Raw genomic sequence first — 16205 nt, forward strand, 5'->3', positions numbered from 1 at the left:
GAACCACTCACTCCCGTAATACAAACGAATTTCCCTAATGGAATCTCGCAATCAATCCCGCGCAGGTTATGCTCCTCAGCCCCGATGACCTGGAGTTTTTTGCTTTTTCCGGACTCCGTCGGGTCCGGGTTTTCACACGGTCCACCTTCCATCCCGGTAAGGGTCGATGGAGCGATTTGTTTACGGCCACTGAGGTAATCTCCCGTGATGGAGTTTTTTGCCTGGAGCAATTTGCTGTGAGTCCCTTCGTATGAGATATGTCCGCCGTGACGTCCGGATCCGGGGCCGAGATCGATGATGTGATCGGCCACACGCATGACAGCCTCCTCGTGTTCGACGACGACGACAGTATTACCCCGGTCGCGCAATTTGCCCATGACATCCACGAGCCGCCCGATGTCACGGGGGTGGAGCCCGACGGTGGGTTCATCTAATACAAAAAGGGTATTTACGAGGGAAGTGCCCAGGCATGAAGTGAGGTTGACACGAACAGTTTCTCCCCCCGAGAGGGTCCGTGTCGAGCGGTTAAGGATTAAATACCCTAGGCCGACATCGCGTAGGTATCCTAAGCGCGAGAGGATCTCGCCGCGGAGCATTTCCGCAGTATTAATACGCCCTGTCGACTTTTGAGGGGGCACCGGCCCGGACGTGAGGCGTAGGGACTCCAAAAAGGGGATCAACCGGTCGATTGGCATCGTTGACATTTCGGCAATGGAAAGGCCGTTGATCTGATAATACTCGGTATCGGCATTAAACCGGCGGCCATGACAGGTCGGGCAGGGGCGGTAGGAACGGTAGCGCGCTAATTGCACGCGTACGTGCATCTTGTATGATTTACTTTCCAGCCATTCAAAATAACCGCGCACCCCGTACCATTTTTTATTTTCCCAGAGTTCCTCGGCTTTCAGTCGGCGGTCTTCACCAGAGATGATAATGGATTGATGGATTTTAGAGAGTTCACAGAAAGGAATCTGTGTCGGGATATGGAGCTTTTTACAAGCTGCAAGCAAATCCTTTTGGCAGGGTTGGCCACTTTCAGTCTGGAAAGGTTTAACGACGCCTCCGGCTATGGATTTATTTTTGTCAGGCAGGGCAAGGTCATAATCAATCTCGATGACTCGTCCAAATCCTTTGCAAAGGGGGCATGCCCCGAGCGGGTTATTAAAACTAAAAAGGCTGGGGGTCGGAGCCCGGAAGGTTTTATCATCGTCGGGTGAATACCAATCATTTGTGAATGTATTCTTTTGACGCTCAGGAGAAGAAATAGGGATAATGGAACATCGGTTCCGCCCGTAACGGTAAGCACTCTCGATAGCCTCAATAAAGCGGGAGCGAGTTTCGGACTCGATCCGGAGCCGGTCCTGGATGACATCAAGGGATTCGATTTGGGTGGGATCCAAGCCCGATAACTTTTCATGATCGGGTTCATCAGTCCGGAATACCTCCCCGGCAATGTACACACGCAAATAACCTTGAGCTTTGACAAAGGTGAAAAGGTCATGGAAAGAAGCCTTGGATGCACGCTTTTTAGTTTTTTTATCGGGTTTCGGCAGGGAGATCGAAAAAGTGATCAGGACATCTTCGCCATCCATGTCACTGAGTACTTTGATCCATACATCGGCGGGCGCATCGGGTTTGATTTCGCGGCCGGTTTTGCTGCTATAACACTTCGCCAAATTCGCGTAGAAGAGTTTGAGGTAGTCATTGACCTCGGTCATTGTCCCGACGGTCGAACGCGAAGTGCGGACATTATTAGCCTGCTGGATCGCGATGGCCGGGGGGATCCCTTCAATCGAGTCGACTTGTGGTTTATCCATCCGGTCGAGGAATTGGCGGGCGTAGGGACTGAAAGTTTCCACATACCGGCGTTGCCCCTCCGCATAAAGAGTTTCAAAGGCTAGAGACGATTTTCCTGAACCACTCAGTCCGGTCACCACGGTTAATTTACCCACGGGGATATCGATATCGATATTTTTGAGGTTATTCTGGCGTGCACCCCTGATTTTGATGGATGTTATCTGATTAGTTTTAGCTGGCATGCGAACGAATAAACTAACACGGATTTCAGACTCTGCAACGGGCGTGAGTAGAGGGAATGAAATAGGTACTAGGCAGGATCCGTTACTCGTCCCAGGGTATCTTCAATGGTTTATTCTTGAAAGAAGTTATAATTAACTTTGTCATTCTTAAGCATTTCACCCTTGGAATCGATGAGTCCGGCGTCAAAGCGTTTAATCGCATCGAGGCCTTGGATTTCACACACGACGGCTTCGAGGCGTCCGAACATGTAACGGATCTTCCCGTCGTTTTGTTTGCCAAACCAACCGCCAAAGGCTTCTTGGTTCAGGGTGATGGAGCTGAGGTCTTTACCGACTTGGACGGTTTCACCCATGCCCGCAGGATTCAGGCGTGCATCTTTGAAGATACTTGTAATAAAAATGCCATCTTCGGTAAAGAGGTAGCTCTCACCGTAGTTACCCTGGATGGCGACGACCGTGCCGGACTCCCCACCGGGATCAGCCATACCGGCGATAAAGAGTTCACCCCGGGTATTGCCTCGGGATGGTGCGGGGAGCTCCATGGATGCATGGACCCCGGCACCGGCGATCGGGTAACTGCCGACTGGTTTCCCATCCGGGTCTGTAAATAGGTATGAGCCCATATTAAAAAAGGACTTTGGTGCTTCGCGCGGTTTGATACCCAGATCATAAAAGCTCAAGAGATGGCGGCCTACCGGGAAATAACAACCTTCAGCGGTGGATTCGGATTCCTGGAGTTTGGGGGCGGAAGCGGCATCATAAACAGGAATGCCTTCGCTGGTGAATTTGGAAGGTTTCAAAAGCAAATTGCCCAGCACAAGTTCGAGATTTTGATTCATGGGATAGGCGAATCCCATGAGATGATTAATCCGGCCTGTGGTGGAGGGGATGATTTGGAGTTCATTTTCGTCGATGTCCTCGTTATTATTCAGGTCACTCCAGACGTAGATGGTTTTTTCGGGGTCTTCCGGCCGGGCATAGGGATTGCGTTCGGGGTAAGCGGATTTTGTCCAAAAAGCCATGCACGGCCGGTAATCGCCATCTTTTTCGACAAAGAGAAGTAGGTATCCCCTTTCGGTATTAAGAATGTATTCTTTCATGCTACCGGAGGCATTACTCTGGAAAAATGTGGGCCGTGGAAAAATGGCCGCGCCGGTGTATTTATTCCAGGGAGAGTTTTCCTTCAGGGGAGTGGAGGCATAACGCAGGGGACGCCCGGCATCAATGGGTTTGGATGGATCAATGGAATAAATCAGATTCAAGATCAAGGCACGTTTAGGGTCTTGATCATGTTGGGTCATCAGTGTAGCACTGTAGGTGGTAGTGCCGATATATTCCCTTACGATCTTTCCGTCTTTGCTGAATGCGACCACACGGCGGGGATTCTCATTCTCTGCGACCCATAAACGTCCACTGGCATCAGTAGAGATATCCCGAACATCATGTAGGGCCATGGAATCGTAGGCGAGGTCTTTTTGACCTCCCGTGGTGCCGATGGTCCGTATGGATCCCATTTGCGGTGAAAAAACTTTGACTTGGTAGTCCGGGCCGTAGTCCATGATAGAGAGGTTACCTTGTTTGTCGAAGGTCATGGGACCCGGTTTTTTTAGGCCCAGAATGGTTAACGGATTGCCTTCGGTTTTATCATTGATCACGAATACCCCTTTGTCGGGTGCACTGGCATAGATTTCATCCTTGGCGGGATTATAGGCGAGCTGCACAGGCTCTGAGTGGGGGTAAGAAGCGATTTTTTCACCGGTGTCCTTATTAATGAGTTGCACTTCATAGGCAGGGGTACCTGATTCGGGTTTGATACAGACTGCGGCAAATTTTTTTGAGACGGCAATACTGATTCCTTCTCCGAGGAGTTTTATGACTTGGACTTGTCCTGTTTTTCTTTGGAAAGTTTTATTCTTTCCGGTGCCGACGGCGAGTTTAAATAGATCGGTTCTTTTGCCAGCAGTCAGCACCCATATCTCATCATCAAAAAAATCTGTAGCGACAGTCCCGTCGAATATGGAGCGTTTGTAGCCATGGATTTTTTTACCATCCTTATCGATAATGATACTTGAGTCCCCCCCCTCGGCGCAGGCTGATGTGATGATGCCCGCCCACAAGACATCAGGATTCAGGCTCATAGAAAGACTGACTGGACCACTGTGGTCGCCGAGCCAACCGCTATTCATATACCCCCCCCAAGGAGGGGTGCCCGGGTTATACCAACTGTATTCATAAGGTATTGACAGTAGGGGTAAGGATAATCCCTTGGCCCGGTATTGGCCGGGGGCGACGGTTTTGGCCAAGTCATCGTTGCCGTCCCAGGAGACGAGGAGCTCCATCTTTCCATCAGGCGTCGTCACTCCGGTTTTGAATTCTTGGGGGGAAGTCATGGAGTGGAGGTTACGAACCCGTTTACCATTCATGTCTTCGATGACGACAGAGAAAATCTGATGGTTTGTCGGGATTGAAAATTTAATCGCGCCTTGTGGCTGGATTATCCCAGTTGAGCCAGGCTCTTTTGCCTCCTCGCTCTGGAGGTGTGCCGGGAAAAAGAGAAATGTCAGGCAGAACAGAGCGGAAAAAAGTTTGGGAGACATGCCCTGCATATTTGCAGATCTTTTCCGGCTATACAAAGCAAATTGCTCGGGATAGATTGCTGTTTAATGGCAGGGGGAAATTCCAGGGAAAGCATATTTAAACCGGACTCGGTAATTTGGAAAATTACCCGGGAGAATTGTATCCTACTCAATGGCCCAGCGGCGGCGGTGCTGCAAATTGCCCATCCGCAAATTGCGCAGGGGGTATTCCGGTATTCGAACTTCCGGGGAGATTCATGGGGACGGCTTGTCCGTACGTTAGCCACGGTTTACACAGTGACATTTGGTTCGAGGGAAGAAGCTCAAGCCCTGAAAGCCCGTATGATAGAGATGCACCGGCGTATCGAGGTCTCCGACGGGAAAGAAATGAAAACAGCACTCGATCCTGATTTACAATTCTGGGTCTTGGCCACTTTGATCATGGGCAGTATTGATGGGTATGAACGTGTCTTTGGTGTGATTTGTCTGGCGGATAAAGAGCAGTTTTACCAGGAGATGAAAGTTTTTGGGGAATATTTTGGTCTTCCGCCCGATTACGGTCCGGGGGAATTCGCGGAGTTCGAGGACTACTACGAACAAAGGCTTTTGGACAAATTGCTCGGGTCGGATCCCTTGTGCGCGCAACTTGCTCAGGACATCGCCTACCCCCGCAGTCCCTTTTGGTTGGCTGTGGCCATGCGCCCCTTTAAATTTATCGTTATCGAGACATTACCGCGCAATTTGCTCGGTCCCCTTGGATTCCGTTCCACCGCCTGGACAAGGTATTGCTGGGGTGTCTCATGCAAATTGCTCCGGGTGATTATCCCGTTGTTACCGGGTTTTTTGCGTTATTGCCGGTCCTATCGAATCGCCTTTCAAAAATAATTCCTGTAGATTTTGATTCACAAGTCGCTGGAATCAGATATATGCGGATGGATAAGGAATAAAATTTATGGGATTCATTCAAGTATCGAAAAAACATTGGGGCTTTGAAGATTCACAAACAGGGGAACCCTTTGTTCCCATTGGAGCCAATCATTGTGGGGTGATGGCGGCAATTGAGGATGGGGGGTATTGCGGTTGTGTCTTCCACCTTTTTGGTAATGACGAGGATACCGCAAAAACCGGTGTGGAGGAGGCCGCCCGGGCTTTTGAAAGAATGGCCGACCTAGGACTCAATGTCGCCCGGATGTGGGTGGAGCCAAATGATTTTTTCCCGGTGGGTTACCGCCTTGATCCTGTGGGCGCGGAGAAATTCGACCGCCTCCTGGATGCTGCCCGAAAGTCCGGTATCCGAGTCTCGTTAGGCATGCACCTGACGCCACACACCTCCGGATGGAAGATCCATAATTTCGAGCCCCCCCACGACCAAAGACTTTTAGAACACCTCTATTTAATGGGGCAACGTTGGGGGAATGATGACCAGATTTTCTCATGGACGATCATCGGGGAAGGCACCCTGCCATGGAATACACCTTATCTCCGCTCCCAATGGTCGACATGGCTACGTTATTGGTATAATGAAACCCTTGACGACCTGCGCAAGGCTTGGGGCAAGGATGTGACAGTAAAAAGTTTTAATGAAGCCCCTGTACCGCCGGAGAATATCGGGCGTAAACTCGGCCTAGCACATGTGGTCCCCGGTAAACTCGATCAATTACCAAAAGACGAGTGGGCGAATTCCACCTGGCGTTATGACTGGCGTCTTTTCATGGACGAGATTGGTTCAAGCAGGGTAGCCCGAGAGGTGCGCATGTTACGCTCCTGCGGCGCGAAACAAATGATTACGGTAGGGAATAATAGCTGGACCTTTCCTAACCTGCCTGCCGGGCAAATGGCGACAGGATATAATCCCTATTTCTATATAGATTATGTGGATTACCTCTGCCTGCATAATTACCCGATGCCTCAATGTCTCGATGGGGCCAGTGGTGATCCCCTCGACAGCGAGGAGGCCATGCAATCTTGGCTCAGTGCCAATGACGCGATGGGACGTATTTGTACAAGCTTAGGCAAACCTGTCATCCTGGAGGAATGGGGCTGGTATGGTGGTGGTGAGGCCCCGGGCCTGGGCGTCACGATGAAACACCGCTCCGAGGAAGATCAGCTCCGTTATTGTGATCGGATCATGGAGACTTCGCAGCATACTTATTCAGGATGGATGAATTGGCTCTGGCGGGATATGCCTAAGGCTGCCGACCTCAGTCGTCTGAGCGGGCTTTATGCAGCGGATGGGAACCGTGTAAAGCCGTGGGGCAAACGTTATGCAGAGTGGGCGGCGAAACTCAAAAAAACCCCGCCGCAACTTTTGCCGGCAAAAAAGACCGTAGAGATGAAAATGAAATCGCTTTACACATCCGATTTAGACCACGAGACCTGGTGGATCGAGGTCTGCCGTGATTACCAGAAAAACGGCCCTTATGATTTTAAACAGGTTTATGAACGTAAACCGCTCACGATCGTCGATACTGACATGACCGGGAAAAAAATCAAACGCGAGAAACCGATTGAAACCCCGATGGGTGTCCGCGAGAATTGAGAATTAAGGGAGTGCAAGAGGCGGAAATATAGAGTGATTTCCCTTTTTTAGTGAACGCCAAACGTTAGTATTTATATGGTAAAATAGGCTTTTATTACGCGTAATAATCATTCGCTTTTAGTGGGGATGTTGTTAATAAATTGCATATATGCAAACATCCCCCTCTTTAAATGATGAAGTCGCATCGAGACGACAAGCGATCACGACTCAAATGGCCAAGGCAATCGTTGGCCAAGAATGGGTGATTGAAAATCTATTATTAACTCTCTTTTGTGGGGGGCATGCTCTGATTCTGGGGGTGCCGGGACTGGCGAAGACACGGATGATCCGTTCACTTTCGCAAATTTTGGATCTATCATTTAACCGGATTCAATTCACACCCGACCTGATGCCTTCGGACATCACCGGCACAGACATTATCGAAGAAGATCATGAGACGAGTAAACGCCGGTTGGCCTTTCTACCCGGTCCCCTTTTTGCGAATCTCGTGCTCGCGGATGAAATCAACCGCACACCGCCAAAGACTCAGGCAGCCATGCTCCAGGCGATGCAGGAAATGGAAGTAAGTATTGGCAATAAAACATATGAGTTACCCCGGCCCTTCCATATTTTTGCGACACAAAACCCGATCGAAATGGAGGGGACCTATGAATTGCCCGAGGCACAGGCCGACCGTTTTATGTTCTGTATCCGAGCGACATATCCCACCCCTGAGGAAGAACACCGGATTGTGCGTCAGACCACGGGGAATGAGGAGGTCGCCCTCACCCCTGTATTAAATGCGGAAGAGCTTTCTCATATTCAAAGAATCGTCCGGGCTGTACCCGTCTCCGACGAGGTGATTGATTATGCAGTCCGGTTAGTGGGGGCCTCTCGTCCGGATCATGATATGGCGGGCGCTGATGTCAAAGAATTCGTCCGATGGGGAGCTTCCCCCCGGGCATCACAATATCTCGTCCTGGGTGCAAAAGGTTATGCGGCGATTACCGGGCAGCCCTGCGCCGATTATGAAGGAGTCCGTTACGTGGCCCAGCAAGTCCTCGGGCATCGAATCTTGATGAATTTCAATGCGCGCGCACAAAAAATCACATCGGAAAATATCATTAACGGTATCTTAAAAACGGTAAAGACCTCATCAGGTAAAGTCCTGATCACAGCCAAGTAGCCATTCTCACTAGCCCGGTAATTTCATGAATCAACCCTCGACAATAGATAAAAGTATTTTCGCAATCGTCGAGAGTCTTGCCTTTCTGGCAGAGTCCACGGTGGAAGGTTTTTTGACCGGGCTGCACCGTAGTCCTTTTACAGGATTTAGCACAGAGTTTGACTCTTATCGCCCGTACATACAGGGGGATGGCTTGCGGCAGGTGGATTGGAAAGTCTGGGCAAGGACAGATAAACTCTACGTGAAACAATTTGAAGACCAGACGAATATGCCGGTTTGGATATTCCTCGACGGTTCAGCATCGATGGATTTCGGCAAAGGAACGGGAAATAAATTCACACGTGCCTGCCAAATAGCTGCAGCCTTAGCTTATCTGATGAATCGCCAGCATGATGCTGCGGGACTGGTGATTTACGGGGGGACGAGGCCTGTTACTGTCCCTCCTGCCACGACGCGGGATCACTTGAATGATCTTTTTCTCGCATTGGCCCGTGAAAAGATCACGGGCAATAAGGATGAGACAGGAGTCCTAATGTCATTACTCCCGATGATTCGACGCAAAGGGATCAGTGTGGTCATCTCGGATTGTCTCGCTCCCGCTGCGCACCTGCGCGCCTTTCTCAAAGGGTTAAGAGCCCAAAGACAGGAAGTGATTCTTTTCCATATCATGAGCCCGTCCGAGTGTGATCTCGGGGAATACAATGGGGCCTTTGTCATGCAGGATCGGGAAACTGGCGAGGAGTTACTGGTGGATGCTCATGCTTACCGTAAACGGTATGCTAAAATCGTCCGCGATTTCCGTGAGGAATTCGCGACCCTCTGTCAGGAGGAGGAAGCTGGGTATCATTTTATCAGGACGGATGATTCCTTGGAGAAAGCACTCCTGGAGTATTTTAGTAGACGTGTGGAGATTCTCTAACCGTGTGGGGATCTTTGACACTGGTTAATGCTGCTTTCCTCTTGGGGCTTTTGGCCTTATCCATCCCGGTGATTATCCATCTTTTGATCCGCCGCCGTTTCAAAAAAATGCCCTTTAGCACACTGCGATTTTTCCTCGACCGGGATCCAAAGCTGCGACACCGTTCGCCCTCGAATCTCCTTTTGTTGTTATTACGTCTGATTCTTTTTGGTTTGATCGTGGCGGCATTTACCAGGCCATTCCTGCCGGTCCCTGGCCAACCGCAGCATGAGGAGGAAAAACCGCGCCAGATTGTTTTAATTCTCGATACGACGGCCAGTATGACCATGGAAAGCCGGGTGGGCTCACGTTGGCATCAAGCTCGGGCCCTTGCACAAAATGCTGTGAAGGGTTTATCCCCAAAGGACTCAATGGCATTAGTCCTGCCCGGAGACCCTCCTGAGACAAAGGTGCCTATGGGCGCGCCGGAAAAAGTCGCCAGCATGCTGGATTCACTGGAGGCCGGGCCGACGACCGGGGAATTGTCGATGGCCCTTGATCACGCGGTCAAACTCCTCGCTGTGGGAAATGCCTCTGCTCAAAAAGAAATCAGGATTATCAGCGATCTTCAGGCTTCCACTCTCGGGGAATGGAAGAGCAAACCAGTGCCCTCTGATATTAAGATTAAAATCATGGGGCTTTCAGAATTCAGCCTGGCTAATGCCTCCATTACCGGTATCGATTGGTCAGGGGTCCGGAGGCTTAATGCCGCGGTATTGGTCAAAAATGAATCTGAAAATGAAGTTTTACCGGCACGGAAAATACAGCTCTTTGTGGACGGTATTTTACGATCGAGTCAGACAGTGGACCTCCCTGCTGGGGGATCGAAAAAAGCTGAGTTCAATCTCCCGGAACTTACTACGGGTCTCCATGGCGTGGAGGTGAAAATGGAGAGTGAAGACGGATTTTCCTTGGATAATATTTTTCGCCAGGTCGTATCAGTCCCCAGCGTAAAAAAGGTCATGGTCGTCGAGCCAACCCGGTCGGAAACGGTATGGAAACAGAAGTCTTATTTTATTTCACGGGCCTTGATGAGTTCCCCGGACGGTTCCCCCGAGGCGGCCCGGTTCAAGATCGATACGTACCCTCTCGAGGGATTGGGCATCAAATTGCGTTCCGACAATTATGATTTGATTTTGATTCCTGCCGTAGAGAAATGGTCCTCTGATTCAGAAAAAGAGCTGGAGAAACATTTGAAAAAGGGTGGGGCCATGATTGTTTTTGCCGGGCCAGATATGGACATAAATCAATATCACAGTGCAGCATCCTGGATGCCGGTTAAATTACGAAAGGAAGAATATAATCAGGATAATCCCAAGTATCTTGGTCATTATGACCGGGATTTCCCAGCGTTCAGTCTATTTGAAAAACCCCACAGCGGAGATTTGGAGATGGCGGAATTCACCGGGCGATATTTGCTTGAGCCGGTAGAAGGCAGTCGCGTGCTGGCGAGTTATGATGATGGGGTGCCATTCCTCGTGGAAAGGACCCTCGGTCAGGGGAGGGTTTATTTTGTGAATACCAGCGCGGACGCTACTTGGAGCAATTGGCCTAAGCTCAAAACATTCCTCCCTTGGCTCCATGCCTTGGCGGATGCGAGTCTAGGAATAGGAGGTACCCCCTCCGACCATATCAGGAAACCCTATCAGGTGTCTGCCTATACGGATATTCCGGTGCCGGGGGCTATTGCGCAGGTTGCCAAGATTACAACGCCAGGAGGACAGGAAATGGAATTAAAAATAGGAAATGATACTCGCTGGCACGGAGTCAAACTGATGGAAACAGGTTTTTATCCAATCACTCATGGAGAGGGACAGGTGATTGATCTCATAGCCGTGAATATTGCGCGTGCTGAATCTGATATGAAAGTCGTAAATCCGGATGTGCTCATGGCGGACATGAAAAGGGTAAATGAGCCGTCGGTTGCATTATTGTCTCCCACTGCTATTTCAAGTGAGCCCGGGCGTCGTGAGTACTGGCCGTGGATATTGATGGCTGCACTTTGTCTCGTGATGATCGAACCCCTCATTGCCAATCGAACATGAAACCAAACCCAATCCATTCTACTTTACTGAATCGTCTCCAGGGATTAGCCCGTTGGAAAAGGCTGAGTATCCGTGTCCGCATTCCAGCAATGGGGCTGGCAGGTGTCATCTTGTTAGCCTTGTGTTGGGGGGGAGCCGACTGGTTATTTGTCTTGAAGGACGGCCTTCGTGCATTTGGTTTTATAATGATAGTCGGACTATTGACTTATATGACCTGGTGCTGGGTGAGTGTCATGAGGCGTCGCGTGGATGATAAGGAGGCTGCCTTAGATGCCGAGGGGATTAATCCGTCGTTTTCGACAGTGGTTTCCACCACGGCCGAGTATGAGCAAAACCCGGGGAGGACCTCTCAGGATCATGTGGCCAAAGACTGGGTCAAAATCATGCAGGTCCGCGCCGGGGAAATGCTTGCCCGTTACCGTCCGCCTTATGTGAAACAACTGGGGATAGCCGGTTTTGTTTTTGGCTGCGCGTTCGTGGCATTAATCCTTTATATGACGCTCTTACCTGAGGGATTGATTTCACTCGCGCGGATCATTCCAGGAACAAAACTTTCTTACACACGCATAGGGATGATGACAGATGCGGTCAAAGTCCCCAAAGGCAGCCCTTATCTTATCCAGACGGAGATAACCGGACGAAAACCCGAAGCGGTGATCCTTCATTATAAACCCCAAGGTACTGACCTATTCCAGCAAATCATAATGGATGAAATTCAGCCCGGGATTTTCTCCTATGAAATCCCCCTTGTGGAAAAGTCATTTGATTATTATCTGACAGCCGCAGACGGGGAGATGCCCGTGCAAAATGTCCAGGCTTTTGAGCCTCCGCGCATTGATGAATTCATCATCCGTGTCACCCCGCCTGCTTATACTGGGCAGGCCCCTTATACTCTGGCAGCCCCAGATGTGAGTGTCCTGCGTGGGAGTGGAGTGGATTACCGGATAAAAACATCCCCCCGACTCAATCACGTCATACAGATGCGGGAAAAATTAGAATTTCCTGAGGAAGGACAAGTGGTTTCCTTGGGGCGTTTCGACCAAAAGTTCTTTGCCGATGGTGATCAGTATTGGTGGACTGCCTGGACTTCGGATAAACCGGCGGAATTCGCGTATGCGATCATTCTCACGGATCATCTCGATCAAACAGTGACCAATAGTGCGCCCTACCGATTTTCATTTGCCGCTGATCGCGTACCGAAAGTCGAGATTACCGAACCCGGGAAGGATATCGCGGCGAATCCGAATATGAAAATCCAGGTCAAAGCAACTGCAAAAGATGATTACGAGATTGTGAAAATGAGATTGATCTATAATAAACTCGGGGATGCACCCCGGACAAATAATCTCCAGAATATTTCAAAAGAGGGGTCAAAATGGATGGTGTCTGGTGAAATCGAGCTCGAGCCCTTGGGGCTTAAACCCTATGAGCTTGTCGCCTATTTTGTCGAGGCTGAAGACAATAACACGTTGGATGGCCCGGGGATCGGGAAATCCCAGACTTATTTTATTGAAATCACCAATGAGAAAGTGGCCCTTTATCAATCTAAGGGAAGCAGTCAGTCATCCATAGAAACTATTAATCTATTGGAAGCACAGAAAAATATTATTTCCACGGCAAACCAACTCATCGAAAGGAAAGAAGAAAAAAAGGCGGAAAATCTCAGCGTGAGTCAAAAAGTTATTCGTGAATATACCGAGGTATATCTGGATGCCATGAAAAAGACAAAGCTACCGGAGTCGGTTCTAGAAATGATGAGTGAAGCAATTGAGTATATGAAAGCCTCGGAGGAAAAGCTCCAGTCTGGTAATATCCAGGAGGCGATGGTTCCTGCACAAAAAGCCTTGGCTAATCTTTATCAAGTTGTCCAGCTGACTCCGGGCAAAAGGCCGAGTGTTATGGGTGAAGCAGATGACGATCAAAATGTGGCGATTCTTTTGGAAGCGATCCATCAATATGGAAAGGCTAAAAATAAAAAAGTCCAGAAAGCACTCAGGGAAATAATCGATGAAGCCAAGCAACTTGCTGAACTGGAAACTGAAATCTCCACCAAACGGCATCCTCTTCCTAAATTTAAGGGAGGCAAGAAAGGATCCGGGAATGGTAAGGGGAACGGGTTGACGAATCAGGAGAGAGAACTCAAAGAAAGAGGCGAGCAACTTGCTGCAAAGATCAAAGCTCTTTCTGAGAAGGATTCCCGAATCAAAAAGGAGCTAGCCGCTCAGTTGCTCGGTGGTATCAGTCGATTTGTCACCCCGCCAGATGATCCACAAGCAGGGGGGGGGCTTCTCTCCGGGGCTATGGCGATGCCGAATAATAACCTCAAGAATGCATTGGAGAAAATGATTATCGACCTCGGCAGGATTGAGAAGAATTTCAAAGCTGACCGGATCCAAAATGATGAGTATCCGCAGGAATATCAACCCTATGTAGAGGATTATTTCCGGAAGCTTACGAGGGAGGAGTAGGTTTTTTGCAGGTATTACTAAAGATATGAATCAAATTCAATTTTCACATCACATTCCACCCGTATGGCTGTGGTCAGGCATTCTTCTGGCAGCAGCACTTTTAATCGTGAGTTATTTGACCGCGCGGAACCGTGCATCCGGGATGCGTTTAGCGGCTTTTCTTTTTTTGAGATTTCTGTGCATCGGAGTGGTGTTTTTTGTGCTCATGGGGCCCTACCGCATCCAGGAGACAAAAAAACAAGTCCAACGTTCCTCGAATTTAAGAATGGTATCATTAATGGATGTGTCGGGCAGTATGGGTTTAGCCGATGGGGGAGTACAAAAGCGGATTGATTTGGCTAGAGGGTGGAGGGATCAAAAGTTCATCCCCCGACTACCAGCGGGTACGCATCTCCAGAGTTATGAGTTTAATCATATTTTAAGGGAAGCGGGTAACGGGATGGTCAATGTGACTGAGGGGGGTACCTCCTTGATCGGGGCTTTGACCACCCTCGCAGGATTGATTCCGGATGAAGGTTTGGACGGTGTCATTCTCGTCAGTGACGGGGCGGATCATTCTGGGGAGGCCCTCGCTGCTGTTATCGAGCCATTTCATTCACACGGGATTCCGATTCATACATTGACTGTGGGAAAGCCTGAGAAACCAGCTGATGTGAAAATATCTGATATCAAGGTCAAGGAATGGTCGAAGGAAACCCAACCCGCGGAAGTGGAAGCGACGATAGAACAAACAGGATTAGCGGGCTCCACAGCGACACTCAGAATATTCAAGGGGGTAGAAGTAATTTCCAAGGAAACAATCACGCTCGATTCACCCCAAAAAACTTTTTCATTAAAGTTTAATCCTCCCACCACGAGGGCCGATGTGTTGACATTAAATGTGGATTTGCAGGGAGTTGATTCATTCCCGGAGAATAACTCTGTGCCTTTCAGTGTGGAACTCAACGATCCGGACAAAGCCGGTAAACCTAAAATCAAGGTCTTGTATCTTCATCCCCCTGTCGCGGGAAATGGTTGGTATGAGTTCCAATTTAAATTTCTCAAGGCTAGTCTGGAATTGGATCCTGAGGTTGAATGCACGGTCATTCAAGGGTGGTATTCACCAGCGAATATGCCTGTGGATTATGTGAGTGTGGAGCCGGAAACGGGGTATAAGGCCTATAATATGCAGCATCCTGTCCACGGGTTCCCAAGGACATTTGAGGCACTAATGGAGTATGACGTGGTCATTAATGGCTCCGTGTGGCTCAAACATTTCAGTCCGCAGATGCAGAAGAATCTCGTGCGTTTTGTCGAGGAGGGAGGAGGAGGATATTTTATCAGCGGGGGTGATTGTAGCTTTGGGACTGGGGGATATATGGGATCTCCTTTGGAAATGCTTCAACCCGTGGTGATTGACGGGAGGGCAGACATTAATAGTTGGGGCGGTCAAACGATTCCCCGTTTTACCGCCGAGGGATTAAGGCATCCAGTGATGCAGATAGGTGATGATGCGGATAAAAATAAAAAAATTTGGGATAAATTTCCACCCCTCATGGCCTTTAACCTAGTGAAACGTGCTAAACCCGGAGCGATTGTCATCGCCGATAATCCTCAGGTGAAAAATGAATTTGGATCGGCTTTGATTATGGCCGTCCAAGAGGTCGGTAAAGGCCGGACGATAGCATGGACTTCGGGGATCATGGGAGATTGGGGTATCGGATTTATGCAGGTCTGGGGAGAGGTGGTGGATCCGTCCAAACCACTCTCCGCGGAAAACTGTGACCGGAGGTATTATAATAAATTCTGGAACAATGTGGTGAGGTGGTTGGCCGCGCCGAAGCTCGACAATCAAAGAACTGTTTGCACCCTTGTCTGCGAGAAATTAATGCCATCCCCCGGGGAGTCCCTTCCTGTTCAATTATTCCTCCGTGATCCCAGCCAATATAAAGACTCGATGCGTTGCCGGTTTTCGCTGAGCGCCGCAGACCAAGTGATTTCTTCGTCTGAAGGTGTGTGGGATATGGCTGAAAAATGTTTTAAAACTAATTTTTCAGTTCCCCAAACCGGTGATTATTTTGTGGAAGCGAATCTCACCGTCGACGGAAAAATATTTGGTGGCAAACGGGTATTAGTCGCTTGCAGGACTGACAATAAGGAAATGGCGCAATCCCCAGCAAATCCAAAATTGATGGCGCAAATTGCGCAAGAAACCGGTGGGAAGATTCTTGATTTGGATCATGACTATGTGATGGAGCCTTCCCTTTTATCAGGGAGTAGTGAGTACACGGTAAGACGCGAGAAAAAGTCCCTCTGGGATAACTGGGGGATATTATGTGCCTTGCTGGGATTATTATCTATCGAGTGGGCCGCCCGACGCTTGTCCGGCATGGCGTGATTTCCCCCCGTTGGATAAAAGACGCAGGGAGGAAAGAG

9 protein-coding genes are annotated in these 16205 nt (G+C 49.4%); 7 read left to right on the forward strand and 2 right to left on the reverse strand.

The annotated features are described in order from the left end of the window. Both SGI98_11445 and SGI98_11450 read right to left on the reverse strand, forming a co-directional pair. The coding region (locus SGI98_11445; GenBank protein ID MDZ4744016.1) for an excinuclease ABC subunit A at nt 1–2039 on the reverse strand (2039 nt) is incomplete at its 3' end. Nucleotides 2040–2149: 110 nt separating this feature from the next. Then, nucleotides 2150–4636 carry a hypothetical protein gene (locus SGI98_11450; GenBank protein MDZ4744017.1) on the reverse strand — a complete coding sequence of 829 codons (2487 nt, stop codon included), beginning with the start codon at nt 4634–4636 and terminating at the stop codon, nt 2150–2152. A gap of 66 nt (nt 4637–4702) precedes the next feature. On the opposite strand from SGI98_11450, the gene SGI98_11455 reads away from it, so the two are divergent. From SGI98_11455 to SGI98_11485, 7 genes are all read left to right on the forward strand, one after another. Next, the gene (locus SGI98_11455; protein MDZ4744018.1) at nt 4703–5500 is read left to right on the forward strand and encodes an oxygenase MpaB family protein; all 798 of its coding nucleotides are present in this window, start codon (nt 4703–4705) and stop codon (nt 5498–5500) included. Between the two features lie 67 nt (nt 5501–5567). Continuing rightward, entirely contained in the window at nt 5568–7154 is a 1587-nt protein-coding gene (locus tag SGI98_11460) for a hypothetical protein (protein ID MDZ4744019.1), read from the forward strand. A 148-nt stretch (nt 7155–7302) separates the two neighbouring features. Then, the gene (locus SGI98_11465; protein ID MDZ4744020.1) at nt 7303–8319 is read left to right on the forward strand and encodes a MoxR family ATPase; all 1017 of its coding nucleotides are present in this window, start codon (nt 7303–7305) and stop codon (nt 8317–8319) included. Between the two features lie 25 nt (nt 8320–8344). Next, nucleotides 8345–9238: a DUF58 domain-containing protein gene (locus SGI98_11470; protein MDZ4744021.1), complete on the forward strand. Its 894-nt coding sequence runs from the start codon at nt 8345–8347 to the stop codon at nt 9236–9238. A 14-nt stretch (nt 9239–9252) separates the two neighbouring features. Further along, nucleotides 9253–11322 (forward strand): BatA and WFA domain-containing protein, encoded by a 2070-nt coding sequence (locus SGI98_11475; GenBank protein MDZ4744022.1) that lies wholly within the window; start codon nt 9253–9255, stop codon nt 11320–11322. After that, nucleotides 11319–13790, forward strand: coding sequence for a DUF4175 family protein (locus SGI98_11480; protein MDZ4744023.1), 2472 nt, complete (start codon nt 11319–11321; stop codon nt 13788–13790). The genes SGI98_11475 and SGI98_11480 overlap by 4 nt, the downstream gene beginning before the upstream one ends. A 25-nt stretch (nt 13791–13815) precedes the next feature. Next, a complete protein-coding gene (locus SGI98_11485; GenBank protein ID MDZ4744024.1) occupies nt 13816–16167 on the forward strand; it encodes a hypothetical protein in 2352 nt (783 codons plus the stop codon). Nucleotides 16168–16205 lie beyond the last annotated feature (38 nt).

This window comes from Verrucomicrobiota bacterium (assembly GCA_034440155.1).
Lineage (GTDB): Bacteria > Verrucomicrobiota > Verrucomicrobiia > JAWXBN01 > JAWXBN01 > JAWXBN01.